Here is a 25,107-nt window from a genome sequence, read left to right as displayed (position 1 = left end):
GAGTTCCGCCTTGAACATCGCTCAAGACATCCGTGAGATTCTCGGGGCGAACGAAGCCTTCGCCGGGAAGGCCGACCAGCTCTCCGAGGATGACAGCCTGTTCGATCTCGGGCTGGACTCGTTCGGTTCCGTCCAGCTGATGCTGGGCCTCGAGGAGCGTTTCAGCATCGAGTTCCCCGACGAGCTCCTGAACCGCAAGTCGTTCTCGTCGATCCGCGCGATCCGCGAGGCCGTCTCCACCCTGATCCAGCAGGAAGCCGCATGAGCACGCTCGCCGCGCGCGCCGAGCGGGCCGCGGCGGTCGCGGCCCGCCACGCCGACGCCGTCGACCGCGAAGGCCGCTTTCCCGAGGAGGCCGTGGCCGCGATGAGGTCCGAGCGGCTGCTCGGCCTCCAGATCCCCGGCCAGTTCGGCGGCGAGGGCGCCGGGCTGACGCAGATCGCCGAGCTGTGCAGCACGCTCGGTCAGGCCTGCAGCGCGGCCGCGATGGTCTTCGCGATGCACCACATCAAGGTCTCCAGCCTCGTGACCCACGGCATCGACAGCCCGTGGCACGGGCGCCTGATGGAGCGCGTCGCGCGCGAGCAGCTGCTGGTCGCCTCCTCGACCACGGAGGCGGGCATCGGCGGGGACCTGCGCAACAGCCTCTGCGCCGTGGAGACGACCGGCGAGGTCTTCGCCCTCGGCAAGGACGCGTCGGTGATCTCCTACGGCGCACAGGCCGACCTGATCCTCGCCACGGCCCGGCGCCATCCGGACGCCGCGACGTCCGATCAGGTCCTCGTCGCGCTGATGGCCGACCAGATCTCCCTCGCGCGAACGGGCGACTGGGACACGCTCGGGATGCGCGGGACCTGCAGCGACGGCTTCCGCCTGGAGGCCCGAAATGTCCCGGTCGAGCAGATCCTGCCGAAGCCGTTCGCGGAGATCGCCGCCCAGTCGATGCTGGCCTCCTCGCACCTGCTGTGGAGCAGCGTCTGGTACGGGATCGCGACCTACGCGGTCGACCGCGCCCGCGCCTTCGTGCAGGCCGAGGCGCGGCGCCGGCCCGGGCAGGTCCCGCCGACCGCGACGCGCCTCGCCGAGGTCTCCAGCGCGCACCAGGCCATGCGCGGCACCATCGTGTGGGCCCTGCGCCGCTTCGAGGACGCCCACGGCGACGCCGACACGATCGGCTCCGTCGGCTTCTGCGTGATGCTCAACAACCTGAAGATCACCGTCTCCGACATGGCGGTCGACATCGTCCGGCGGGCGCTCGCGATCGTCGGCCTCGCCGGCTACCGCAACGACACGCCCTTCAGCCTGGGCCGGCCGCTGCGCGACGTCCTCTCCGCGCCGCTGATGATCGGCAACGACCGCATCCTCGCCAACACCGCCAAGCTCCTGCTCGTGCAGAAGGGCAGCGGCCAGCTCATGAGCGCGTGATGGAATCGATCTCCTCTCCCCCCGGCGACGTCGTGCTCGAGGACGAGCCGGCCGGCGGCCCGACCTTCCTCGACCGCCTGTTCGATCACGGCCTGCTCGTCCGGACCGGCGTCGAAGGCCTCTACGGCCGCAGCGGCGGCTTCGAGAGCGTCGTCGACGCCCTCGACCGGATGATCACGCGACTCGGAGCCGCCGAGGAGGCCGAGGTGCTGCGCTTCCCGCCGGCCATGAGCCGCCCGGCCTTCGAGCGCAGCGGCTACCTGAAGGGCTTCCCGAACCTCGCCGGCACCGTACACAGCTTCTGCGGCGACGCGCGCGGCCACGCCGAGATCCTCGCCTGCCTCGAAGCCGGGACCGACTGGACCGGGCAGCAGGAGGCCACCGACATCGTGCTGACGCCCGCGGCCTGCTACCCGGTCTACCCGGTCGCCGCCGCGCGGGGCGCGCTGCCGGCCGAAGGCCGCCTGTTCGACCTGCAATCCTACTGCTTCCGGCGCGAGCCCTCGCTCGAGCCGACCCGGATGCAGCTGTTCCGGATGCGCGAATACGTGCGCATGGGCAGCCCCGAGCAGGTCCTGGCCTTCCGCGAAGCCTGGCTCGAGCGCGGCACGGCCATGATCCGCGCCCTCGGTCTCCCGCTCGCGATCGACGCGGCCAACGACCCGTTCTTCGGCCGCGCCGGCCGGATGCTCGCCAACAACCAGCGGGCGCAGGGACTGAAGTTCGAGCTGAACGTCCCGGTCAACAGCGTCGACAAGCCGACGGCCTGCCTCAGCTTCAACTATCACCAGGACCATTTCGGCAGCACCTGGGAGCTGCGCCAGGCCGACGGCGAGGTCGCCCACACGGCCTGCGTCGGTTTCGGCCTGGAGCGGATCACGCTGGCGCTCCTGCGCCACCACGGGCTCGATCTCGCCGCGTGGCCGGCCGCCGTGCGCGCCGAGCTGTGGGGCTGAGGCGGTGACCGCCGCGCTACGCCTGCCGGAGGGTCTCGGAGCCGCGGGACCCTACGTCCCGCACCCGCTCCACGATTCCGGCCGCGACTGGCCGGAGACGAACTGCTACGTCGACCTCTGGATCGAGCTCCTGCACGGACGCGGCCTCGTGCCGGAGGCGATGCTGGGCTTCACCGTGAGGCAGGATTTCGAGGGCGACCAGTTCACCTTCTTCAAACCGCCGACCGGCGATATCGAGCGCCTCTACGGTCTGGAGGTGCTGGAACTCGCGGTCTACGGCGGCCTCGAGAACCACGCCGTGATCCAGGCCGCGGCCGGCCGGCCCGTGCTGGTCGAGGTCGACGCGATCTACCTGCCGGACACCCAGGGGACCACCTACGGACGCGAGCACGGCAAGACCACGATCGGGATCCTGGCCCTCGATACGGCCGCGCAGGAGCTCGATTACCTGCACAATGCGGGTCGCTTCCGCCTCGCCGGGAAGGATTACGCCGGGATCTTCGGGCCGGCGACGCTGCCGCCCTACGCCGAGTTCGTGAAGACCGTCGCACCGTCGCTCGGCCCGGCGGATCTGCCGGCGGTCGCGCGCGAACTGCTCGTCCGGCATCGCGCCCGGGCGCCCCGGCGCAACCCCGTCCTGGCGTTCCGCGACACCCTCGCGGCGACGGCCGCGGAGCTGGTCGTCCGGCCGCTCAGCGTGTTCCACGCCTACGCCTTCAGCACGACGCGCCAGCTTGGCGGCAACTTCGAGATGCTCGCCAGCCATCTCACGTGGCTCGAGGCCCGGGAGGCCGGCGGATTCGGGCCAGCCGCCGCGGCCGCCGCGGACCTGAGCCGCGAGGCCAAGGCCTTCCAGTTCCAGCTCGCCCGCGCGTTCCATCGCCGCTCGGCCGAGGGCCTGGCGCCGCGCCTCGACCGCCTCGCGGCGACCTACGACCGCGTCTTCGCGGATCTCGACCGCGCGCTGGACCGCTGAGAGGCGTCATGGCCCGCATCCGCAGCGTTGACGACCGCGCGCCGGAGGTCCGATTCGGGCCCTGGCGGCTCGCCGCGACGCCGCCGGGCGCCTGCGCGGGTCCCGGCGATCTGGACGGGGTCACCGACTGGATCGGCGCCGAGGTTCCGGGCACCGCCGCCGACGCCCTTCGAGCCGCCGGACGCTGGAGCGAGGCGGCGCCGGAGCCGATCCACGACCGCGACGTCTGGTATCGGACACGCATCTCCGGTTCCGGCCTGGCCCGGCTGCGCTTCGGGGGCCTCGCCACCCTCGCCGAGGTCTGGCTCGACGGTGTCCCAGTCCTGTGCGCCCGCGCGATGTTCGAGGAGCACGTCGTCGACGTGGACCTCGGCGGCGCCTCCGACCTCGCGCTGTGCTTCCGCGCGCTCCGCGCGGAACTCGACCGCCCGGCCAAGCGCGGGCGCTGGCGGCCGCGGATGATCACGCCCGGGTCGCTGCGCCATGTGCGCGCCAGCGTCCTCGGCTTCATGCCGGGCTGGTGTCCCGAGATCGACCTCGTCGGGCCCTACCGCCCGATAACCGTCGAGCCGGTCCGCCCCCGCGCGAGCGCCGCGGATGTGCGTACGACCCTCGACGGCGCCGTCGGCCGGGTGGCCGTGCGCCTGCGGGTCGACGGTCCGGTCGGCACCGTCCTCCTCCGATGCGGCGGCGGCGAAGCCCCGCTCGCGGAGGTCGAGCCGGGCCTGTTCGCGGGCGCGCTGGCGCTGCCCGGCATCGCGCCCTGGTGGCCGCATACCCACGGCGCACCGAACCTCCACCCGGTCGAAGTCCGCGTCGACGGGGCGCAAATCGACCTGGGCCGCGTCGGCTTCCGGACCTTGTCGCTCACGCGGCCGTTCGCGGAGGGGCTCGCGCTGGCCGTGAACGGCGTGCCGCTCTTCTGCCGGGGCGCCGTCTGGACGCCGCCGGACCTCGTCGGGCTGGGCTCGGACGGCACCCGCGCCTTGCTCGAGCTGGCGCGCGAGGCCGGCATGAACATGCTGCGCGTGCCCGGGACGACGCTCTATCCGGCCCCGGATTTCTACGATCTCTGCGACGAGCTCGGCATCCTGGTTTGGCAGGACTTGATGCTCGCCAACTTCGACTACCCGCACGCCGAACCGGCCTTCGCGGCCGCGCTCGACCGCGAGTTGACCGGATTCCTCGACCGCACGCAGACCGCGCCGTCGCTCTGCGTCGTCTGCGGCGGCAGCGAGGTCTGGCAGCAGGCGGCGATGCTCGGGGCGCCGCGCGCCGTCTGGGCCGACGCCTACTGCGCGGAGACGCTGGCGGAGCGGGTGGCAGCGTGGCGGCCCGATCTCGTCGTCGTGCCGAACTCGCCCTCCGGCGGCGACGTGCCGTTCTCGCCGCGCGGGGGTTGCACGCACTATTTCGGCGTCGGCGCCTATCGACGGCCCCTGGAAGATGCCCGCCGGGCCGAGGTCGGCTTCGCCAGCGAGTGCCTCGCCTTCGCCAACCCGCCCGAACCCGGCACGCCGGGCCCGACCGGACCGGCCGACCCGCTCTGGCAGGCCGGCATCCCGCAGGACCGCGGCGCCGATTGGGACTTCGAGACGGTGCGCGACCACTACGTCGGCGCGCTCTACGGCGTCGATCCGGCGTCCCTGCGCGCCGAGGACCCGGACCGCTACCTCGAGCTCGGCCGCGCCGCGGTGGCCGAGGTCATGGAGGCGACTTTCTCCGAGTGGCGCCGGCCGCGCTCGCCGACGGCCGGCGGCCTCGTCCTGATGATGCGCGACCTCGCGCCCGGAGCCGGCTGGGGCGTGATCGACTGGACGCAGCGCCCGAAATCGGCCTGGTACGCGCTGAGGCGCGCCTTCCGTCCGGTCCAAGTCCTCCTCACCGATGAGGGCCTCGACGGCCTCCATGTCCACGTCCTCAACGAGACTGCGACGGCCCGGGCGCTGACGCTGTCCCTGATCTTCTGCGATGTGGCGGGCCGCGTCGCGGCGCGCGCCGAGCGCGATCTCGTGGCCGGCCCGCGGGCGGCGCTCACGTTCACCTCCGCGACCCTTCTCGGGCGCTTCTTCGACGCCACCGACAGCTACCGATTCGGGCCCCGGATCCACGATCTCGCGCACGCGCGGCTGACCGACTCCGACGGGCGCGTGATCGCCGAGAGCTTCCACATCCTGAGCGCGGGGCCGCTCGACCGGTCGGCCGTCGGCCTCCGGGCCGAAGCTGTCGCGACCGCGGCGGGGCCGGGTCTGCGGATCAGCACCGAGCGCTTCGCCCGCGGCGTCCAGGTGCTGGCCCCGGGGGCACGGCCGACCGACAGCGGCTTCCACGTCGCCCCGGGGTCGAGCCGGATCATCACCTTCGCGGAGGCCGCCCGGTTCCCGCGCGGGCGGGTGCGGGCCATCAACAGCGACGAGATCGTGGAATTCGGTCATGACGGGTGAAGTCGGGTCCGAGGCCGCGGTGTCGGTGCCGGTGACCTTCGACGGGCTGTTCGGGTGGCTTCATCCGGCGGCCGGGACGCGGGGCGTCGTCCTCTGTGGGGCCTACGGCTTCGAGCAGATGGCCGCGCATCGGCCCTGGCGCTCCCTGGCCGAGGGCCTCGCCGCGGCGGGCTGCCCGACGCTGCGCTTCGACTATCCGGGCGAGGGCGACTCGGCCGATCTGGACGAGGCGCGGGTCGCTGGCTGCGTCGCTGCGGTGCGTGGGGCCATCGCGTACCTGCGCGCGACGACCGGCGTCGCGGAGATCGTCGTCGTCGGCCTGCGGCTCGGCGCGACCTTCGCGGCTCTGGCCGGCGAGGCGGAGGCCGTCGACCGCCTCGTCCTGCTGGCGCCGGTCACGACCGGGCGCGCGTATCTGCGCGAGATGCGGCTGCGGGCGCAGACGATCGGCCGCCTGCCGGACGGGTCCGCCCCGGCGCAGGAGCCGGACAGCCTCACCGTGGGCGGCTTCCGGATGGAGGCGGCGTTCCTCACCGATCTCGCCGACCTGAACCTCGCGCGGCTCGCGCGGGCGCCGGCCCGCCACGCGTTGCTCCTCGCACCCGAGACCAAGGCGCTGGCCGCGAACCTCGGCGCTCTCGGCTGCGACGTGGCGACGGGAGCGTTCCCGGGTCTCGCGGCGCTCGTCGCCGATCCGATCTTCTCGGATGTCCCGACCGCGGATTTCGCCCGCGTCATCGGCTTCGCGACCGACGGGATGGCGGCCGCCGGGCCGCGACCCGGCGGCATCGCCATCGACGGGCGCCGGAACGGGCTGACCGGACCGGGCTGGGCGGAGGCGCCGGTCCGCTTCGGGCGCGGCCTGATCGGCATCCGCTGCCGGCCCGACCGGGCGGAGAGCGCGGCGCCGACGATCCTGTTCGTCTCGACGGGCATGAGCGTGCATTCCGGATGGGGGCGCCAGACCACGGATCTCGCCCGGCGCCTCGCCGCGGAGGGGATCGCGTCGGTCCGGTTCGACCTGCGCGGCATCGGCGACAGCGACGAGCGGCCGGACGGCCGCAAGCCCCTCTTCGCCGCGGACGGCTTCGCCGACGTCACGGCGGCGGTCGACCTGATCGCCGGCGCGGGCGGCCCGATCCTGCTGGTGGGCGGGTGCAGCGGCGCCTACGCGGCCTTCCACGCGCTCTGCCGGGACCGCCGGATCGACGGCGCGCTCCTGCTCAACCTCTACTGCTTCGACTGGGACCCGGATCAGGACCTCGACCAGGTCATCCGGCAGACCTTCGGAAGCGCGTCCACCTACGCGGCCCTGCTCAAGCGGGGCGCGACCTGGCGCCGGCTGATCCGCGGCGAGATCCGGATCGCCGCCATCGCCTCGGTCCTCGCCCGGCGCGGCATCGAGGCCGGGATCCGCCGCCTGCGCCGGGCTCTCCGCCCCAGTCCGCTCGGGGGCTCGCCCGCCCGGCGGGTCGCGGCCCTCCGTCGGCGGGGCGCGGAGATCCGCCTGCTCTACAGCGCGGGCGATCCGGGCCTCGCGGCCGTCCGCCGCCATCTGGGACGCTCGCCCGGACCGGCCGACCGCCGTGTCGGAGCGCCCGTGACGGTGGTACCGGGCGTGGACCACAATTTCGGTTCCCGCGAGGCCCAGGCCCGGGTCGCGGAGGCGCTGCAGGACCTCCTGCGCGCCGTCCGCCGCGCCCACGCGACGCGCACCGTCGCGGCGAAGGCTGCCGCGCCGGGAAGCGGTCTCACCCTGGCGGGCCGGACGTGACCCGACTCACGCGCCGGTCGGCCCTCGCACTGGCGGCGGGCGCGCTCGCGGCCGGTCGGGCCGCCGCGGCCGAGCCGCTGCACCGCTGCGAGGCGCTGATCGACTCGATCGGCGTCAACGTGCATCTCGGCCATCGCGGCACCCCCTACGTCGACCGCTTCGCCGCCTGCGCCCAGGCGCTCGACGAACTCGGGATCCGGCACCTGCGCGACGACATCGTGCTCGTCGGCGACGAGCCGGCCGGGCAGTTCGAGCGCATCGCCGATCTGGCCGACCGGGGCTACCGTTTCAGCCTGATCTTCTACGACGGGCTCACGCCGGGGCCGCGGGTGCCGCCGGAGCGCTTCGCCGAGATCGCCGGCTGGGCCGGCGACGGGCTCATCGTGGCGGAGGGCGGCAACGAGCCGCCGGTCGCGGCGCGGCCGGGCCTCGCGCGGCTCTCGGCCGATCATCAGGCGGCCCTGTTCCGCGCGGTGCGGGCGGACACGCGGGCCGAGGCCGTCCGCGTGGCCGGACCGAGCTACATCCAGGGTAACGTCGCGGCGGCGCAGAACCTCGCGGCGGTCGTCGACCTCGCCAACATCCACGCCTATCCCGGGGCCGAGCACCCGGAAACCGACGGCGGCGGCAGCCTCGCGCGCTTCGTCGCGGCCGCGCGCCCGGTCTTCGGCGACGCGCCCGTGATCGCGACCGAGAACGGCTACCACACGGCGCTCGCCACCGGCAGCGCCCACCTGCCGATCTCGCCGGGACTGCGCGCCCGCTACCTCCCGCGGATGCTGCTCTGGAGCTACCTCCAGGGCGTGCGGCGGACCTACCTGTACGAGCTGATCTCCAGCTTCGACCGCGGCGACGCCGATCCCGAGAGCCGCTTCGGCCTTCTCGCCCACGACGGTCGCCCCACACCCGCCTTTGCGGCGGTGCGCAACCTCGTCCGGCTGTTCGGCGCCCCCGCCGGGGAGATCGCCGTCGTTCCGGCCGATCGCGACGTCACGCTCGGCAGCCCCGTTCCCGATCTCATCACCGCGCGGTTCGCGCGGCGAGACGGGGCGACGCTCGTCCCGATCTGGCTCGGCCTCGACGGCTGGGACCGGCGTAGCCGGGCACCCCGGCCGGACTTTCCGGCGCGGACCGCCGAGCTCCGGCTGTCACGGCAGCCCCGGCGGGTGCGCCTCCATCGCTTCGACGACGACGGCGCCGTGAGCGTGGTGGAGCTTCCCGCGGACAGGCGGGTGCCGGTCCCGGTCACGGACCGCCTCGGCGTCGTCGAGCTCACCTAGGGTCGCCGCCGACGGAGGCGTTCCGTGACGCGCCCGATCTCCGACCCTCGCGGAGGCCTGATCCATGCTGAGCTACCTGGGTGACACGATCGTCGGCCTGACCCTCGCGGTCCTGAACGCGCTGGCGCCGCTCGAAGTCCACGTGGACAAGGGCGTCCCCTATGCCGACGGGAGCGCGCACCGCGCCGACATCTACCGGCCAGCCGCCGGGAAGCCGCGTCCGGTCGCCGTGTTCCTGTACGGCGGCGGGTGGCGGACCGGATCGAAGGACGAGGTTGCCTACGTGGGCGCGGCCTTCGCGCGGCGGGGCGTCGTCGCGGTCATCCCCGAGCACCGCCACGTGCCGGCGGCGAGCCTCCAGGACATCCTCGCGGACAACGCCGCCGCCGTCGCCTGGACCCTCGCGCACGCGGCCGAGTACGGCGGCGATCCCGCCCGCGTCACCGTCGTGGGGCATTCCTCAGGGGCCTGGGCCGCCGCGATGCTGGGCCTCGACGCGACCTGGCTCCAGCGGGCCGGTTCCAGTCCCGCCAAGCTCGCCGGGATCGTCGGGCTGGCCGGACCCTACGCAACTTCGGCGCTGACCGATCCGCTGGATCGCCAGGTGTTCGCGGGCAGCGATCCGGCCCTGCAGCCGATCAACCACGCCGCGGATCCCCATCCGGCGATGCTGCTGGCCACCGGCGCGGCCGATCTCGACGTAAACCCCGCCGGAACCCTGTCGCTCGACCGGGCGCTGCGCGGCTTCGACGGCAGGGAGACGATGAAGACCTACCCGGGTCTCGGGCACGGGCAGATCGTCCACGCGATGAGCTTCCCGTTCAGTCTCCGGTACTCGATCGCGGACGACGTCGCGCGTTTCGTTAAGGGCGCCCGTGCCGGCCCTTGAGGCCGAGCGCGCGAGGGCAGGGACCGGCGCGGCGCGCCGATCCCTGCGTCCCCATTCGACGGGCCGCGGGTCTCAGTGATAGCCCGGCGCGCCCGCCGCGACCTTGCCGCGGAACAGCCAGTAGACGTAGCCGGTGTAAGCCAGGATCATCGGGACCAGGATCACCGCGCCGGCCAGAAGGAACGCCTGGCTGCTCGGGTGGGTCGCCGCGTCCCAGATCGTGACCACCGGCGGGACGATCATCGGCCACAGACTGATGCCGAGCCCGACATACGACATGAGGAACAGGCCCAGGGCGCAGAGGAACGGCGTCACTTCGGCCCGCCGATCGAGCGCGACGAAGAAGCGCCACGCCAGCAGCGCGACCAGGGCCGGCACCGGCGCGGCCAAGGCGAGATTCGGCCAGGACAACCACCGCGCGCGGAACGCGTCGCTGAGGATCGGCATCGCCGCCGAGATGACCACGATGGCCACCAGCGTGACGAGACCGAGCCGGCGCGCGAGCCGGTAGGCCCGAAGCTGGAGCTCGCCCTCTGTCTTCCAGATCAGCCAGCAGGCGCCGAGCAGACCGTAGCCGGCGACCAGGGCGGCCCCGGTCAGCACCGAGAACGGCGTCAGCCAGTCCCACCAGCCGCCCGCGTAGGCGCGACCCTCGACCCGGATGCCCTGGACCAGGGCCCCGAGGCAGATGCCCTGGCAGAAAGTCGCCACGTAGCTGCCCCACGAGAAGGATCGGTCCCAGGTCCGCTGGCTCGCGGGCGAGGCCGCGCGGAACCGCATCTCGAAGGCGACGCCGCGGAAGACCAGCGCGAGGAGCATCAGGATCAGCGGCATGTAGAGCGCCGGCAGGATCGTGGCGTAGGCCAGCGGGAACACCGCGAACAGCCCGCCGCCGCCGAGGATGAGCCAGGTCTCGTTCCCGTCCCAGACCGGCGCCACGGTGTTGACCATGACGTCCCGGTCCGCCTTGCCGCGCACCGCCGGGAACAGGATGCCGACACCGAGGTCGAAGCCGTCCATCACCACGTAGAGGAAGACCGCCGTGGCGATGAGGAGCGCCCAGATGAGCGTGAGATCGAGGGGCATCGGGCTACTCCGCAGGCTGCGCTAGGGGGCGGCCGGCAGTCGGAGCGCCGGCGACGAGGGCGGGGGCGGGCGTGATGCCGGCGGTGCGGATCGGCTGTCCGGGCGGCGGGCCGGGCTCGTGGGCGTGCGGCGCCTGATTGAACAGGTGCAGGAGGTACCAGATGCCCGCGCCGAACACCGCGAGGTAGACCGCCGCGAAGGCCGCCAGCGAGGCGGCGACGGCCGGGGCCGCCACCGGTGACACGCTGTCGACGGTGCGCAGCGCGCCGTAGACGGTGAAGGGCTGACGCCCCGCCTCGGTCACCGTCCAGCCGGCCGTGACGGCGATCAGGCCGGACGGCCCCATGCCGACCGCGAAGCGGTGCAGCCAGGGCGTGTCGTAGAGCCGCCCGCAGTGGCGCAGCCAGAGCGCGGCGAGACCGAGGGCGATCATCAGCAGGCCGAGGCCGACCATGATCCGGAACGACCAGAACACCAGGGGGAGGTTGGTCGGCCAGAGGTCGCGCGGCATGTCGTTGAGCCCGCGGACCTCACCGTCGAGATCGTGGGTCAGGTAGAGGCTGGCGAGGCCGGGAATCTCGATCCGGCCCCGCACCGCGCCCGCCTCCGCGTCCGGCCACCCGAACAGGATCGCGGGGGCCCGGCGCTCCGTCCGGAAATGACCCTCCATGGCGGCGACCTTGGCGGGCTGGTGCGCGTAGGAATTGCCGCCGTGCAGGTCGCCGATCACCAGCTGGGCCGGAGCCACAGCGGCGGCCATCCACATGGCCATCGAGAACATCAGCCGGGCCCGGGGATTGGCCCGGTCCCGCAGCAGGTGCCACGCGCCCACGGCGCCGACGATCATCGCGGTGGTGAGGTAGGCCCCGGTGACCGTGTGGGCGAAGCGGTAGGGGAAGGACGGGTTGAAGACGATCGCCCACCAGTCGGCCGGGTTGAAGCGGCCGTCCGGCGCGACGACGTGGCCGGTGGGTGTCTGCATCCAGGAATTGGCCGAGAGGATCCAGAACGCGGAGGTCAGGGTGCCGACGGCGACGAGGCAGGTCGCCAGGAAGTGGAGCCCTTTGCCGACCCGCTCGAGGCCGAACAGCATGACGCCGAGGAAGCCCGCCTCCAGGAAGAAGGCCGTGAGCACCTCGTAGCCGAGAAGCGGCCCGAGCACCGGCGCCGTCCGGTCGGCGAAGACCGACCAGTTCGTGCCGAACTGGTAGCTCATGACCAGGCCGGACACGACGCCCATCGCGAAGGCAACCGCGAAGATGCGGAGCCAGTAGCGGTAGGTGTCCAGATAGACGGCCCTCCCGGTGCGCAGCCAGAAGCCTTCGAGCACGGCGAGGTAGCTCGCGAGCCCGATGGTGAAGGCCGGGAACAGGAAGTGCCAGACGACGGTGAGCGCGAATTGGGCTCGCGCGAGATTGACTGCACTCGGCAGTTCGAGAGCGGACATCGCGGTCTCCAGGGGACGAACGCGGCAGCTCTGCCGTGGCCCGGATCGCGACGCGTTGATTCAGCTCAAGGCCGGTGCCGTGAATCTGAGGGCGTCGGCGCGATTGCGCTGGATCAAGGCCCTCGCCCGCGCCACCCGCGACATCCTGCAGGCGTGCACCCTCTGCTGCCTCATGGCGCACTGACGGGCCGAACCGGCGCCGGGACGACTGGCGTTTGCCCGCCGGCGCGGTCTAGCGCGAGAAGTGCGTGGTCGACATGCGGTCCGTGATCAGCTCGGACGGGACCCAGTCGCTGGGCGGAGCCGGCTCGCGACGGATCAGCGCCAGGGCGTCGTCGACCGCGCGCCGGCCCTGGACGCCCGCGTCCTGGAAGATCGTCACGGCGAGGCGCAGGTCCTGCATCGCCTGCATGCCCTCGGCGGTGGCATCCACCCCGCCGATGCGGATCCGGCCCGCCGGAATCCTGGCAGCTTCGACCGCCTCGGCGGCGCCGAGCGCCATCTCGTCGCTGGTCGCGGCGATCGCGTCGATGCCGATGCCTCGGGCGAGCCACCCGGCGACGGTGGCCCGCGCCGTCGTGCGGCTCGCATCCGTCGCGGCCTCCGCGACCAGGCGGAGGCGCGGGCTCTCCGCCAGCACCTCCCTGGCACCCCTGCTGCGGAGCGCCGAGACGGGATCGGTGGCGCTGCCCGCGAGGATCGCGACGCGCCCGGCCCCACCCGACATCTGGGCGAGCTTCCGCATCTGCAGCCGCCCGGCGACGAGATCGCTCGGCACGACCTGGGTGACGCGTCCGGCGAACCAGTCAGTCCGTGCGCCGTGGCCGATGAGGACGAGCGGTACGTCGGCTTCCAGGGCCAGCCGGGTGATCTCCTCGCGCGCCGCGGAGTCGACCGGCACGACCACGAGGGCGTCGGCTCTCTCGGCGATCAGCCGCCGCGCCTGCGCGATCTGCTCGTCGCCCGCACCGTCGGGCGCGTAGGCGAAGCGAGTCGCGACGCCCCGCGCGCGCGCCTGCTCGTCGAGGCCATCGTGCAGGCGCCGGGCGACGCCTGCCGGTGTCAGGAACGCGATGGTGGTGGCCGAGGCCGGCAGCGCCCAAGCCGCGAGAGCGAGGACGAGGGATCCCCTCCAGAGCGACCCGCCGATCGAGCGGCCGCGTGCCCACTCAATCCAGTTCATGCGGCCTGTTCCGTCCCGCTCTCAGCGCGCCCCGCCTCACGCCGCACGGAGACTCTCCAGGAGGTCAGCGAGCGCCTCGCCGAGACGGGCGGCGTCCTGGGTCAGGCCGTCGGCCGCGGTCAACACGGCCGTCGTCGTGGGCTCGGCCGCCCCGGGAATCTCGGCGACGCCCGCGCCCTCCGCGTCGAACCCCTCGGTGCCGTCGGTCGCCTCCGCGATGGCCGTCACGATCTCCCGCGCGGTCGCACCCTGCCGCTCCACGGACTCGACGATGGCGTTCGCCGCGCGGCTCATGTCCTCGACCCGCGCCGTGATGCCCGCGATCGCCGACACCGCCGCGTCGGTCGAGCCTCGGATCTCGGAGACGTGCTGGCCGATGATCTCGGTGGCCTCCCTGGTCTGCGCGGCCAGGGCCTTCACTTCTGAGGCGACCACCGCGAAGCCGCGGCCCGCGTCGCCGGCCCGGGCGGCCTCGATCGTGGCGTTGAGGGCCAGCAGGTTCGTCTGTGCGGCGATCTTGGCGATGAGGCGGACCTCGTCGCCGATCCGGTCGACGGCGCTGCTCAGCGCCTGAACGCGGGCGGTCGTCCGGGCCGCGTCCGCCGCGGCGCTTCCGGCCAGGGCCGCGGTGGCCTCAGCCTGCGCCCCGACGTCTTCGACCGCCGCGCCGAACGTCTCGGCAGAGACGGTGATCTGCCGGACCTTCGATCGCGTCTGCGCGAGCGCGGCGCCCAACGTGGTCGATCGAACCGCCCCATCGCGGATCGCTTGGCCGACGTCGTCGGCGGTGACGCGCAGTGCCGCGGCGGTCGAAGACACAGCCTCGACCATGCCACCGATCGTGGTCTCGACCCGCTCGGTCGCGTGCTCGATCACGGCGCGGCGCTGCTCGCTCTGAGCGCGCGACCGATCGGCCTCCGCGTCCCGCAACACGGCCTGCCGCAGCGTTTCCTGAACAGCTCTCGTCGCGGCCGCCATGACGCCGAGTTCGGTGCAGCCCGCTGCTGCCGGGACCGCGACGGTGAGATCGTGGTCGGCCAGTCGCTGCATGGCGCAGGCGAGCGCTGTCATCGGCTGCCCGACGCCGCGCAGGATGGCCTGCACCGCGACCAGGGCAGCCAGTGCAGCAGCGGACAGGCCGGCCACGAGACTCGGGCGCAAGGTCGAGCCGGCGGCGTCGACAGCTCCGAGTTGCTCGGCGACCGAGGCGTCGCGGTCGGTCAGCAGCGCGTCGACATCCCGTGCGACGGCTGCCGCGTCGGCCTGAAGCGCCGTCGCCCGCACCCTGTCGGCGAGATCGCGTTCCCCAGCCCTGTCGAGGGCGGCCGCTTCCGCCTCCACGGCGAGGAAATGCTGCCACGCGTCCCACAGACCTCGAGCGCGCTCCTGCTCGTCCGCCGTCCTGATCGTCGCCACATAGGTGGTCCAGGCCTTGAGGAATGCCTCGTGCGGCTCAATTGTCCGGTCGATGTCCTCCCGAGGGTCGGCCTCGGACGATACGGCGCGCGCGGGACGTTCCGACGCACCGAGCTCCTGTGTCCGCTGCTTCATGGTGCCGAGAGCCCGGACAGCCCCGATCTCCTGAGCCAGAGTGCGGCTGGCAGCGTCGATCGCGCCGACCTGCAATAGCAGGACGTAGACAATTCCAAATGTGAGCGAGGTCATCGACCCTGCGAAGACGATCACGATCGTTCTGAAACGCGGGGTGCAGCGATGGGTTGTTCGGATAATGAATGGCACCACAATCCTGACCCTATGAAGGATCACCAGGGTGCGTCTATTTTAAGGACCGGAAAAAATCAATTGCCTTCAATGGGCCAACAAATGTGTCAAAATTTTTGAAATTTCGCTTCGACCCTCGGTTAAGCTGGATCATATGCTTATATCGGCAGACTTATGATTTACACGAGCAAACTATATAAGACAAATATCGGAATGGCGAGCGAGATGGCGATGCATTATTGTAGGGGAAGCTGCTAGGCGTCCGATTCTGCCGCTGCCGGAGAGCCGCGCGGCCGTGCTCGTCAGTGAGCTTCAGGACCGGCTCGATACAGGCCGACGCGCGGGCCATGGCGTGCCTCCGGGCGGGCTGCTCGGAGGGCATATCGCAGCCGAGACGATCGCCGGGCGACGCGGCGACGGAGCCTCGGTCAGAGCGGCTTGGCCTGCTGTGCCCGCATCCACAGCAGGCCGGCGATGCCCATCCAGGGACAGACGAAGACGATGAAGGCGACCAGCCCCATGACGACCTCCCGACAGCGTGCAGCGGACCTCAGGAAACGCTCGTGGTTTTTGCCGGATCCCTCTGATCGGACATGGCCCGGGCTTGGCGCGCCATGGCGATCAGCTCGGAGGCCGTGAGACCGCGCGGCGGCGGCGGTTCAGGCAGGTCGGCCAGTTTCGGCGAACGCGGTGCCGGCGGAAGGGCAGCCGCGCGCCCGGGCCAGAGCCGCTTCAGCCGTCCTGCTTTCCGCAAGCTTTGTCCCGCCACGCATCCGTCTCCCACACATCGAAGTGCGGCCACGGGTAGGCGACCGGGGCAGGGATGGTTAGCCGAACCGAAACAAGGGTCGGACTCCGGCCCGGCGTGGGGCGTATGCGAGGCCCCCTGGGCGGGCGCGTCCGCCGCCCTACCGCTGGCGTTTTCCGGATCGCCGGCGGATGGTGCAGGTCGAACCGGGCCCGACGACGACGCTCGGATCATGCCGAAACCGCCATCCGGCATTCGGCCGGCTCGGGATGATCGCGACCGTCGACGCGGCCGGACTGTCGCTCGGGGTGATCAAGGCCGAAGCTTTGCGTGCGGCTCGGAGGTGCTTCGTCGAAGATCGGCCTCTGGTCAGAACGTAGCCTGAAACCTGGACGAATGATTGCCGGCATTGGCTGACAGCATCTCGGAGCTCGATGATCGCTCCGCGGCGGGGCGTGTTCAGGTCAGACGGGCACGAGCCGGCACTTCCCGCCCGGTTCAGCGAAAATCTCCGGTCTGTGATGCTGGCGCAGGTCCGCGATACGTTATGTGAGCTGAACGGAACCTCCTGGCTTTCGGCGCTGAGAGAGCGAACATGGCAGAGCCTCAAGCAATGGCCGCGCGCGTCGCGCACCTCGAAGCGGACAACGCCCGTCTTCGCCGCCTCCTGGACGAGTCCGGGACACCGGACGGTCTGCGTCACGGCTTGCGCGACACGCTGGCGATGCTGCGGGCGGTCCTGCGTCTCTCGGCCGAGACCGCCGAGACCGTCGACGGCTACGCGACGCATCTCGAAGGTCGGCTGGACGCCATCGCGCGCGTGCGGGTCGCGGCAGACACGTTCGGCGAGGTCAGCCTGCACACGCTCATCTCCGACGAGCTGATGATCCACCTGATCCGCGAAGGCGAGCAGGCGACGCTGGCGGGGCCGACCGTGCGCCTCCGGCCGAAGGCCGCGCAACTCATGGCCCTCGCGGTCCACGAACTCTGCAGCAACGCGATCGAGCACGGCGCCTTCGGTCTCTCGAAGGGGGGCGTCGACGTCACCTGGGCCGTCGCCGGCGCCGGGGCGAGCCCGCCCGGCGACCTGACGCTCGTCTGGAAGGAATCGGGAGGGTCGGGCGTCGCGCAGCCGAGCCGGCGCGGCTTCGGCATGCAGGTGCTCACCGAGATGCTGAGCTACGAGCTGCGGGCAACCGTCGCGCTCGCCTTCGAGCCCGACGGCCTGCGCTGCACGGTCACCTGCCCGCTGATCCCCCGGATCGGGCGCTTGGTCGAGGACGAGCGCGCGGACGAAGGCGGCGATCCGGGCTGACCCGGCGGCGACCGCCCGGATCGCCTCAGCCGAAAGCCCGCGCGGTCTCCCGGACCTGCCGCGTCGCGCGGTCGGCACGGCCGCTCGCCCGCGCGATCGTGGTCATCCCGCCGGAGATCGCGGAGACGTCCTGTGCGGCGGTCTGCATGGTGCCCGACATCTCGCGCATCACCGCGGATTGCTCCTCGACGGCTGCCGCGATGGTCGACGAGGCCGCGTCCAGGGTCCGGATCGTGCCCTGGATCGTGTCGATGGCGTCGACGGCCTCCCGGGTCGCCGCCTGCGTCGAGGCGATCTGCTGGCGGATCTGTTCCGTCGCGCGCCCCGTCTGCGCGGCCAGTGTCTTCACCTCCGACGCCACCACCGCGAAGCCGCGACCGGCCTCGCCGGCACGGGCCGCCTCGATGGTGGCGTTGAGCGCGAGGAGATTGGTCTGGGCGGCGATGCCGGAGATGAGGCTCAGCACCGCGCCGATCTGCGCGGCCTGGTCGCTGAGGCCGGTCACGATCCGGCCGGTGCGCTGCGCCTGCTCCACGGCCTGCCCGGCCATCTCGGCGGCGTGGCTCACCTGCTGGCTGATCTCGTCCACCGAGGCCGACAGCTGCTCCGCGCCGGTGGCCACCGAGCGGATGTCGCCAGACACGCGGTCCACGCGCGTGACCGCCGCGTCGGCCTGGCGCGTCACATCCGCCACGGCGTCGCCGATGGCGTCCAGCTCGGCGCCGATGGCGCTCTGCGCGGCGGCGCGCTGCTGCCGCTCGTGGACCTGGGCGGTGATGTCGGTGGCGAACTTGACGACCCGGACGGGCCGTCCATCCGCGTCCGTGATCGGATTGTAGGTCGCCTGGATCCAGACTTCCCGCCCGCCCTTGCCGCTGCGGCTGAACACGCCGGACTGATACTCCCCGCGCGCCAGGGCGGCCCAGAACAGCCGGTAAGCCTCGCTGGCGCGCTCCGCCTCGCCGACGAACAGGCTGTGATGCCGCCCCACGATCTCGTCGAGCCGATAGCCCACCGCGTCGAGGAAGTTCGCGTTGGCGGTGAGGATCGTGCCGTCGAGCGCGAAGGCGATCACCGCCTGCGAGCGGTGCAGCGCGCTGATCTGCCCTTCCAGATCGAGGGCGCGGAGCTTCTGGGCGGTGATGTCGGTGGCGAACTTGACGATCTTGACCGGTCCGCCGCGCGCGTCGAGCACCGGGTTGTAGGAGGCCTGGATCCAGACCTCCCGCCCGCCCTTGGCGAGCCGCTTGTACTCGGCGCTGGCGAAGGTGCCGCGCCGCAGCTTGTCCCAGAATTCCCGATAGGCCTCGCTCTCCCGCTCGGCCGGCGGGACGAACAGGCTGTGATGCCGGCCGCGGATCTCTTCGAGCGCGTAGCCCATGGCTTCCAGGAAGTTCGGATTGGCGTCGAGGATCGTGCCGTCCAACGCGAACTCGATGGTGGCGAGGGACCGGCTCAACGCCGCGAGTTTGGCCGCGTGATCCCTCCCAGCCAGAACGCCCTCGAACATCGATGTCTCCGCATCCTGAGATGAGGGTGCGGCCGAAGCGCGCACCGAGCTGGTCGGATCAAGAATTTCTTGATCGAGATAAATTTTTATTGCGCCGGGCGACATCATAAATCTGTCGATGCCCGGCTATAGCGAGGGCTTCGATAATGGGATGCCGTTGCGCGGCGGTTAAAATGGTTCGCTTTGCTCAAGAAAATCGCGGTGAGCCGCCTACTGCGCAGTCCCACTTAATGAAAAGCCATGGGACAGCATAGATCAAGGGCGAGACTATCTTGCGTTGTGCGTCGCCCGCGTTTGCCCGCCGCTTGCCAGCCTGCGGTTGTAGGATTGCACCGCTGATCCACAGCCCACCGATCGACGCGGCGCGCGATGATGCGTGGGGAATCTGGGAAGGGCGTCGCGGCGCGGACTGATCAACCTGTCCGGCCGATGGTCGCCTCGATCCGGCCGTAGGGCTCGTCGGTCGGCAGGAAGACAACGCCCGGGTTGTCGAGGCCGAACGGTGTCAGGTCGATCGGCAGGTAGTGCTTGTTGGGCATGACGAAGCCGATCTCGGCCAGTTCCGGGACGGCGGCCAGGGCGGCCTCGCCCATCCGGTACATGCTGTCCTGGATCCCGCGGCTGTAGGTGGTGCCGAAGACGGTCAACAGCGTCGCGAGAATGCGGGCGTTTGTTCCGGCGTGATCGTGCGGCGCCGAGGCCCAGGTCCAGGTCGCGTCCATGCTGGTCGCGGCGATGCGGTCGGTCGTGTCGGGCAGGGTCCGGTACTGGTCCGCCACGAACCCCGTCCAGCCCGATTGCGTGGTCTTCATGAAGGTGTAGCCGCGCAATCCGGAGCGCAGGGTCGACCCAGTCCGGTCGGCGGTGAGCCCCACGAAGCCGGCGCCGTTCCCGTCGCGCGTGAAGGTGTGGCTGTGCGGCGCGTCGGCGATCGCGTGGCGGAGCCAGCGAACTTCCTCCGCGTCGATCGTGACGGTCTCGACCTGCGGGTAGGTCTCGAGCAGCACCCGTGCGACCGCGGCGACGAACCCCTCGGCGTCGAGCCCGAGATGCCGCGCCGCCGTCACGTTGACGATGTTCCGGATGCTGTCGGTAGCGATGGAGGCGCGGTTGTCACCCTCTGTCCAGGCCGCCTCGAAGCGCCCGGTCAACATGACCGACAGCGTCAGCTCGCGCGGCGTGTGGTGGTCGCCGTCGCGGGCGAGGCGCAGCACGCGAACCCGTTCCTTGCCGTACCGCGATGCCGTCAGGGCCATGGGGATCTCCGATCCGGACCGCCGCCGGCCATCTCACGCAAATCTGATTCATCCTAGGCCGACGTGCGTGGGGGCGCCAAGGTTCGAAGTTGCCGGCGCGGCTTGACCGGGGCCCGATTAGAACCGGCATAGTGTCGGGCCGGGCCGAACCGGCCTCGGACCGGCGAGCGGGCATGGACCTCAACACGATCGAGACCGTCGTCCGGCCGCGGAGTCGGACCGAGCTTCCCGCCTGGGCGGACGGCGATGCCTGCCTGGGAGGCGGGACGTGGCTGTTCTCCGAGCCGCAGGTCGGGATGCGGCGCCTCGTCGACCTCGCGGCGCTCGGATGGCCACCGCACGCGGTCGACGCGGACGGCCTGACCCTCGCGGCGACCTGCACCATCGCCCAGCTCGACCGGCTGGAACTGCCGCCGGGCTGGAACGCGGCGCCGCTGGTGGGCCAGTGCTGCCGCGCGCTGCTCGGCTCCTTCAAGATCTGGAACGTGGCCACGGTCGGCGGCAACGTCTGTCTCGCACTCCCGGCCGGCCCGATGATCGCCCTCGCGACGGCCCTCGACGCGACCTGCACGATCTGGTCCGCCGACGCGGCCGAGCGGGAGCTCCCGATCCTCGACTTCGTCCTCGCGCCGCAGCGGAACGCCCTGGCACCGGGCGAGATCCTGCGGAGCCTGTCGATGCCGACCGCGGCGCTCGCGCGCCGCACGGCCTTCCGCCGCATCAGCCTCAGCCCGAACGGGCGCTCCGGTGCGCTGCTGATCGGGACGCGCGGCGCGGACGGCGCCTTCGCGCTCACGGTCACGGCCTCCGTCAAACGACCGCTCCGCCTCGCCTTCGACGGTCTGCCGGATCCGGCCGCGCTGATGCGGGCGCTGGACGAGGCGATCCCGGACGCGCTCTACCACGACGATGTCCACGGGCGGCCCGACTGGCGCCGCCACATGACCCGGCACTTCGCCGAGGAGATCCGCGGGTCGCTCGACGCGGCGCCGTCGCCGGGAGCCGCGTCATGAAGCTCACGATCAACGGGTCCGCGCACGAGGGCGCGCCGAGAGCCGGGCAGTGCCTCCGGACCTACTTGCGCGAGGCCGGCTGGTTCGGCGTGAAGAAGGGCTGCGACGCCGGCGATTGCGGCGCCTGCACGGTCCATCTCGACGGCGAGCCCGTGCACAGCTGCCTGGTACCGGCCTTCCGCGCCGAGGGACGGAGCGTGACCACGATCGAAGGGCTGGCCGGTCCCTGCCGCGCCGACGCGGCCGAGCCGGCGGCGTTCCACCCGATGCAGGAAGCCTTCCTGGCGGCCCAGGGCTTCCAGTGCGGCTTCTGCACGCCCGGCATGATCATGACCGCGGCGCGCCTCGATCAGGGCCAGAAGCAGGATCTCGGCACCGCCCTCAAGGGCAATCTCTGCCGCTGCACCGGCTACCGCGCCGTACGCGAGGCCATCGCGGGCGGCGCGCGCTCGATCGAGAGCGGCGGCTGCGGCGATCCTGTGGGCCGCAACCTCGCGGCACCGGCCGCGCCGCTGGTCGTCTCCGGCCGCGCCCGCTTCACGATGGACGCACCGCTCGGCGACACGCTCCACCTCAAGGTGCTGCGCTCGCCGCACGCCCATGCCCGGATCGTCGCGATCGACGCGACGGCCGCCCGCGCCGTCCCGGGCGTCGTGGCCGTGCTGACCCACGCCGACGCGCCGACGCGCCCCTTCTCGACCGCCCGCCACGAGGACCCGCGCGACGACGCCTCGGACACGCGGGTGCTCGACCCGATCCTGCGGTTCGTCGGGCAGCGCGTCGCCGCCGTGGTGGCGGAGACGGAAGCCGCCGCCGAGGCCGGCTGCCGCGCCCTGCGGGTGACCTACGAGGTGCGCCCGGCGCTCCTCGATCCGGAGCGCGCCCTCGACTCCGACGCAGCCCGCGTCCACGATCCCCGTGACTGCCCGGGCGAGGACGCGCCGCCCCTCGAACAGCATCCCAACCTCGCCGGCGAGGTGCACGGCGCGGTCGGCAACGTGGAGGCGGGCCTCGCCGAGGCCCATTTCGTCTACGCCGGGACGTTCAGGTCGCAGCGCGTCCAGCACGCCGCCATGGAGACGCACGGCTGCGTCGGCTGGCGCGCCGAGGACGGCCGCCTGACGCTGCGCACCAGCACCCAGGTGCCGTTCCTGACCCGGGACGCGCTGGCGGACCTGTTCGGCCTCGAGAAGGACGCGGTGCGCGTCGTCTGCGCGCGGGTCGGGGGCGGCTTCGGCGGCAAGCAGGAGATGCTGACCGAGGATCTCGTCGCCCTGGCGGTCCTGCACACCGGCCGGCCGGTGCGCTGGGAGCTGACCCGCCGGGAGCAGTTCGTCGGGACGACGACGCGCCACCCGATGCGGGTGGACGTGAAGGTCGGCGCCCGCCGCGACGGCACCCTCACGGCGCTGAGCCTCGACGTCCTGTCCGATACCGGCGCCTACGGGAACCACGCGGGCGGCGTGATCCACCACGCCTGCCACGAGGTGCTGGCCGCCTATGTCTGCCCGAACAAGCAGGTGAGCGGCCGCGCCGTCTACACCCACACGGTGCCGGCGGGGGCCTTCCGCGGCTACGGGTTGAGCCAGACGATCTTCGCGCTGGAATCCGCCCTGGACGAGGTCGCCCGCGAACTCGGCATCGACCCGTTCACCCTGCGGCGGCGCAACGCCGTCAAGCCGGGCGACGCCATGGTGTCGAATAGCCTGGAACCGCACGACGTGATCTTCGGCAGCTACGGGCTCGACCAGTGCCTCACCCTGGTCGAGGACGCGCTGCGGGCCGATCCGGGGCCCGAGCCGCAACCCGGCTGGCGCGCCGGGACCGGCATGGCGATGGCGATGATCGACACGATCCCGCCGCGCGGCCACCACGCCGACGCGCGGGTCAGCCTGGACGCCGACGGGCACTTCACCGTGCGCGTCGGGACGGCCGAGTTCGGCAACGGCACCAGCACGGTGCATCGGCAGATCGCGGCCTCGGCGCTCGGCGCCGCGCCGGAACGTGTCCGCGTCGCGGGCGCGGACACGGATATCGTCGGGCACGACACCGGCGCCTACGGGAGCACCGGCACGGTGGTGGCGGGCCTGGCGACGCTGCGCGCCGCCGAGGCGCTCGCGCTCCGGATCCGCGCGCGGGCCGCCGAGATCGCGGGCGCGACCCCGGAATCCTGCCGCTTCGACGGGGAGCAGGTCGAGACGCCGGCCGGACCGGTCACGCTGGCGGCGGTCGGTCCCCTGGACGCGACCGGCCGGGCCGACGGCAGCCCGCGCTCGGTGGCGTTCAACGTCCACGCCTTCCGGGTGGCGGTCGACCCGGTGAGCGGCGCGGTGCAGATCCTCAGGAGCGTCCACGCCGCCGATGCCGGGCGGGTGATCAACCCGATGCAGTGCCGCGGTCAGGTCGAGGGCGGCATCGCGCAGGCGCTCGGCGCGGCGCTCTACGAGGACGTCCAGGTCGCCGCGGACGGGAGCCTCGTTACCCAGACGTTCCGCGACTACCACATCCCCGCCTGCGCCGACGTGCCCGACACCGAGGTCCTTTTCGCAGATACCCACGACAGCGTCGGCCCCCTCGGCGCCAAGTCGATGAGCGAGTCGCCGTTCAACCCGGTGGCGGCGGCGCTCGGCAACGCCATCCGGGACGCGACTGGGGCTCGCCTGACCGCGACCCCCTTCGCGCCCGACAGGATCTACCGGGCCGTCGCGGCCGGCCGGGCCGGGCTCGCGTGATGGACCGCCCGCGGGACGCGGTGCCGGCGGCGAGGCCCGGCTTCCTGGAACGCACCTTCCGCCTGGCCGAGCACGGCACCAGCGTGCGCACGGAGGTTCTGGCGGGGCTGACCACCTTCCTGACGATGGCCTACATCGTCTTCATCAACCCGAGCATCCTCGGGGATGCCGGCATGCCCCGGGGCGCGGTTTTCGTGGCGACCTGCCTCGTGGCGGCGCTCGGCTCGCTGATCATGGCGCTCTGGGCCAATTACCCGATCGCCCTCGCGCCCGGCATGGGGCTCAACGCCTACTTCACCTACGTGGTGGTCCAGCAGCTCGGCTTCAGCTGGCAGGCCGCCCTCGGCGCGGTGTTCATCTCGGGCGTGTGCTTCCTGATCGTCACGCTGACAGGCCTGCGCGCGCTGATCGTCGAGGGGATCCCGCGCTCCATGCGGATCGCCATCACGGTCGGGATCGGCCTGTTCCTGGCGATCATCGCGCTCAAGAACGCCGGCCTCGTCGCGGCGAGCCCGGCGACCTTCGTCACCCTCGGCGACCTGCACAAGCCCGAGGCGATCCTGGCGGTGCTGGGCTTCCTGATGGTGGCCGTCCTCTCCGCCCGGAAGGTGCGGGCGGCGCTGCTGTCGAGCATCCTCACCGTCACGGCGCTGAGCTTCGTTTTCGCGGGCAACACCTTCCAGGGAATCGTCTCCCTGCCGCCCTCGATCGCCCCGACCCTGTTCGCCCTCGACATCCCGGGTGCCCTCTCGGCGGGCCTGCTCCACGTCATCCTGGTCCTGTTCCTGGTGGAGCTGTTCGACGCCACGGGCACGCTGATGGGCGTGGCGAGCCGGGCCGGGCTCCTGACCGACGGGAAGATGCGCCGCCTCGACCGGGCGCTGATGGCCGATTCCGTCTCGGTCTTCGCGGGCTCGCTCCTCGGCACGTCGAGCACGACGGCGTACCTGGAGAGCGCCTCCGGCGTCGAGGAGGGCGGCCGCACCGGGCTCACGGCCGCCACCGTGGCGGTGCTGTTCCTCGCCTGCCTGTTCTTCGCGCCGCTCGCGGGCGCGGTGCCCGCCTACGCCACGGCGCCGGCGCTGTTCTACGTCGCCTGCCTGATGCTGCGCGAGCTGGTCGAGCTCGACTGGGACGATATCACCGAGGTCGTGCCGGCCTGCGTCACGGCCCTGCTGATGCCCTTCACCTACTCGATCGCCACCGGCGTCTCCTGCGGGTTCATCACCTACGCGGCGCTGAAGCTGCTGGCGGGCCGCGCCCGGGAGGTGAAGCCGATCGTCTGGGTGATCGCGGCGGTCTTCCTGTTCAAGTTCGTCGAGACCGGCGGCGCGCACTGACGGCCGCGCGG

At 72.1% G+C, this 25,107-nt stretch carries 20 protein-coding genes; 14 read left to right on the top strand and 6 right to left on the bottom strand.

Annotated elements, in window-relative coordinates; genetic code table 11:
• The first annotated feature begins 16 nt into the window (after nt 1-16).
• The 8 genes from BLW78_RS06725 to BLW78_RS06690 all read left to right on the top strand — a co-directional run bounded on the left by BLW78_RS06725 (nt 17) and on the right by BLW78_RS06690 (nt 9,744).
• Nucleotides 17-265 (top strand): acyl carrier protein, encoded by a 249-nt coding sequence (locus BLW78_RS06725; RefSeq protein ID WP_170855117.1) that lies wholly within the window; start codon nt 17-19, stop codon nt 263-265.
• Complete coding sequence (locus BLW78_RS06720) at nt 262-1,425, top strand: acyl-CoA dehydrogenase family protein (protein ID WP_091677854.1); 1,164 nt, start codon at nt 262-264, stop codon at nt 1,423-1,425. The genes BLW78_RS06725 and BLW78_RS06720 overlap by 4 nt, the downstream gene beginning before the upstream one ends.
• Nucleotides 1,425-2,381, top strand: a complete 957-nt coding sequence (locus tag BLW78_RS06715; RefSeq protein ID WP_170855110.1) for an amino acid--[acyl-carrier-protein] ligase — start codon at nt 1,425-1,427, stop codon at nt 2,379-2,381. Before BLW78_RS06720 ends, BLW78_RS06715 begins: the two co-directional genes overlap by 1 nt.
• A 4-nt stretch (nt 2,382-2,385) precedes the next feature.
• Nucleotides 2,386-3,357, top strand: coding sequence for a DUF1839 family protein (locus BLW78_RS06710; RefSeq protein ID WP_091677852.1), 972 nt, complete (start codon nt 2,386-2,388; stop codon nt 3,355-3,357).
• An 8-nt stretch (nt 3,358-3,365) separates the two neighbouring features.
• The gene (locus BLW78_RS06705) at nt 3,366-5,801 is read left to right on the top strand and encodes a glycosyl hydrolase 2 galactose-binding domain-containing protein (RefSeq protein ID WP_091677849.1); all 2,436 of its coding nucleotides are present in this window, start codon (nt 3,366-3,368) and stop codon (nt 5,799-5,801) included.
• Nucleotides 5,791-7,575, top strand: coding sequence for an alpha/beta fold hydrolase (locus BLW78_RS06700; RefSeq protein ID WP_091677846.1), 1,785 nt, complete (start codon nt 5,791-5,793; stop codon nt 7,573-7,575). Before BLW78_RS06705 ends, BLW78_RS06700 begins: the two co-directional genes overlap by 11 nt.
• Entirely contained in the window at nt 7,572-8,855 is a 1,284-nt protein-coding gene (locus BLW78_RS06695) for a hypothetical protein (protein ID WP_091677844.1), read from the top strand. Before BLW78_RS06700 ends, BLW78_RS06695 begins: the two co-directional genes overlap by 4 nt.
• A gap of 64 nt (nt 8,856-8,919) precedes the next feature.
• Nucleotides 8,920-9,744, top strand: a complete 825-nt coding sequence (locus BLW78_RS06690) for an alpha/beta hydrolase (protein ID WP_091677841.1) — start codon at nt 8,920-8,922, stop codon at nt 9,742-9,744.
• 72 nt (nt 9,745-9,816) lie between these two features.
• Here the strand turns inward: BLW78_RS06690 and cydB are convergent, their stop codons facing one another.
• On the bottom strand, nt 9,817-10,830 hold the full coding sequence (gene cydB / locus BLW78_RS06685; RefSeq protein ID WP_091677838.1) for a cytochrome d ubiquinol oxidase subunit II: 1,014 nt from the start codon (nt 10,828-10,830) through the stop codon (nt 9,817-9,819).
• A 4-nt stretch (nt 10,831-10,834) separates the two neighbouring features.
• Nucleotides 10,835-12,277 carry a cytochrome ubiquinol oxidase subunit I gene (locus BLW78_RS06680; protein ID WP_091677835.1) on the bottom strand — a complete coding sequence of 481 codons (1,443 nt, stop codon included), beginning with the start codon at nt 12,275-12,277 and terminating at the stop codon, nt 10,835-10,837.
• Between the two features lie 55 nt (nt 12,278-12,332).
• Here BLW78_RS06680 and BLW78_RS31995 point away from each other — a divergent pair, with 55 nt between their 5' ends.
• Nucleotides 12,333-12,461: a hypothetical protein gene (locus BLW78_RS31995; RefSeq protein WP_280142451.1), complete on the top strand. Its 129-nt coding sequence runs from the start codon at nt 12,333-12,335 to the stop codon at nt 12,459-12,461.
• 48 nt (nt 12,462-12,509) lie between these two features.
• On the opposite strand, the gene BLW78_RS06675 is transcribed toward BLW78_RS31995, so the two are convergent.
• A complete protein-coding gene (locus tag BLW78_RS06675) occupies nt 12,510-13,460 on the bottom strand; it encodes a substrate-binding domain-containing protein (RefSeq protein ID WP_091677833.1) in 951 nt (316 codons plus the stop codon).
• Nucleotides 13,461-13,496: 36 nt separating this feature from the next.
• The gene (locus tag BLW78_RS06670) at nt 13,497-15,125 is read right to left on the bottom strand and encodes a methyl-accepting chemotaxis protein (protein ID WP_091678271.1); all 1,629 of its coding nucleotides are present in this window, start codon (nt 15,123-15,125) and stop codon (nt 13,497-13,499) included.
• Between the two features lie 996 nt (nt 15,126-16,121).
• Between BLW78_RS06670 and BLW78_RS30910 the strand changes: the two genes are divergently transcribed.
• Both BLW78_RS30910 and BLW78_RS06665 read left to right on the top strand, forming a co-directional pair.
• On the top strand, nt 16,122-16,310 hold the full coding sequence (locus BLW78_RS30910) for a hypothetical protein (RefSeq protein WP_139215618.1): 189 nt from the start codon (nt 16,122-16,124) through the stop codon (nt 16,308-16,310).
• A gap of 215 nt (nt 16,311-16,525) precedes the next feature.
• Complete coding sequence (locus BLW78_RS06665) at nt 16,526-17,245, top strand: HWE histidine kinase domain-containing protein (RefSeq protein ID WP_091677830.1); 720 nt, start codon at nt 16,526-16,528, stop codon at nt 17,243-17,245.
• A 25-nt stretch (nt 17,246-17,270) separates the two neighbouring features.
• On the opposite strand, the gene BLW78_RS06660 is transcribed toward BLW78_RS06665, so the two are convergent.
• Both BLW78_RS06660 and pucL read right to left on the bottom strand, forming a co-directional pair.
• Complete coding sequence (locus BLW78_RS06660; RefSeq protein WP_091677827.1) at nt 17,271-18,755, bottom strand: methyl-accepting chemotaxis protein; 1,485 nt, start codon at nt 18,753-18,755, stop codon at nt 17,271-17,273.
• A gap of 413 nt (nt 18,756-19,168) precedes the next feature.
• Nucleotides 19,169-20,011 carry a factor-independent urate hydroxylase gene (pucL, locus tag BLW78_RS06655; RefSeq protein WP_091677824.1) on the bottom strand — a complete coding sequence of 281 codons (843 nt, stop codon included), beginning with the start codon at nt 20,009-20,011 and terminating at the stop codon, nt 19,169-19,171.
• A gap of 173 nt (nt 20,012-20,184) precedes the next feature.
• Between pucL and BLW78_RS06650 the strand changes: the two genes are divergently transcribed.
• Genes BLW78_RS06650 through BLW78_RS06640 form a run of 3 tightly spaced genes read left to right on the top strand, consistent with a single transcriptional unit; the run spans nt 20,185 to nt 25,096 of the window.
• Nucleotides 20,185-21,024 (top strand): FAD binding domain-containing protein, encoded by an 840-nt coding sequence (locus BLW78_RS06650; RefSeq protein WP_091677822.1) that lies wholly within the window; start codon nt 20,185-20,187, stop codon nt 21,022-21,024.
• Nucleotides 21,021-23,756 (top strand): molybdopterin-dependent oxidoreductase, encoded by a 2,736-nt coding sequence (locus BLW78_RS06645; RefSeq protein ID WP_091677818.1) that lies wholly within the window; start codon nt 21,021-21,023, stop codon nt 23,754-23,756. The genes BLW78_RS06650 and BLW78_RS06645 overlap by 4 nt, the downstream gene beginning before the upstream one ends.
• Nucleotides 23,756-25,096 carry an NCS2 family permease gene (locus BLW78_RS06640; RefSeq protein ID WP_091677815.1) on the top strand — a complete coding sequence of 447 codons (1,341 nt, stop codon included), beginning with the start codon at nt 23,756-23,758 and terminating at the stop codon, nt 25,094-25,096. Before BLW78_RS06645 ends, BLW78_RS06640 begins: the two co-directional genes overlap by 1 nt.
• Nucleotides 25,097-25,107 lie beyond the last annotated feature (11 nt).

The sequence above is a fragment of the Methylobacterium sp. 275MFSha3.1 genome (assembly GCF_900108435.1).
GTDB lineage: Bacteria > Pseudomonadota > Alphaproteobacteria > Rhizobiales > Beijerinckiaceae > Methylobacterium.
The sequence above is the reverse complement of the archived record's forward strand: the minus strand, read 5'-3'. Positions and strand labels throughout refer to the sequence as shown.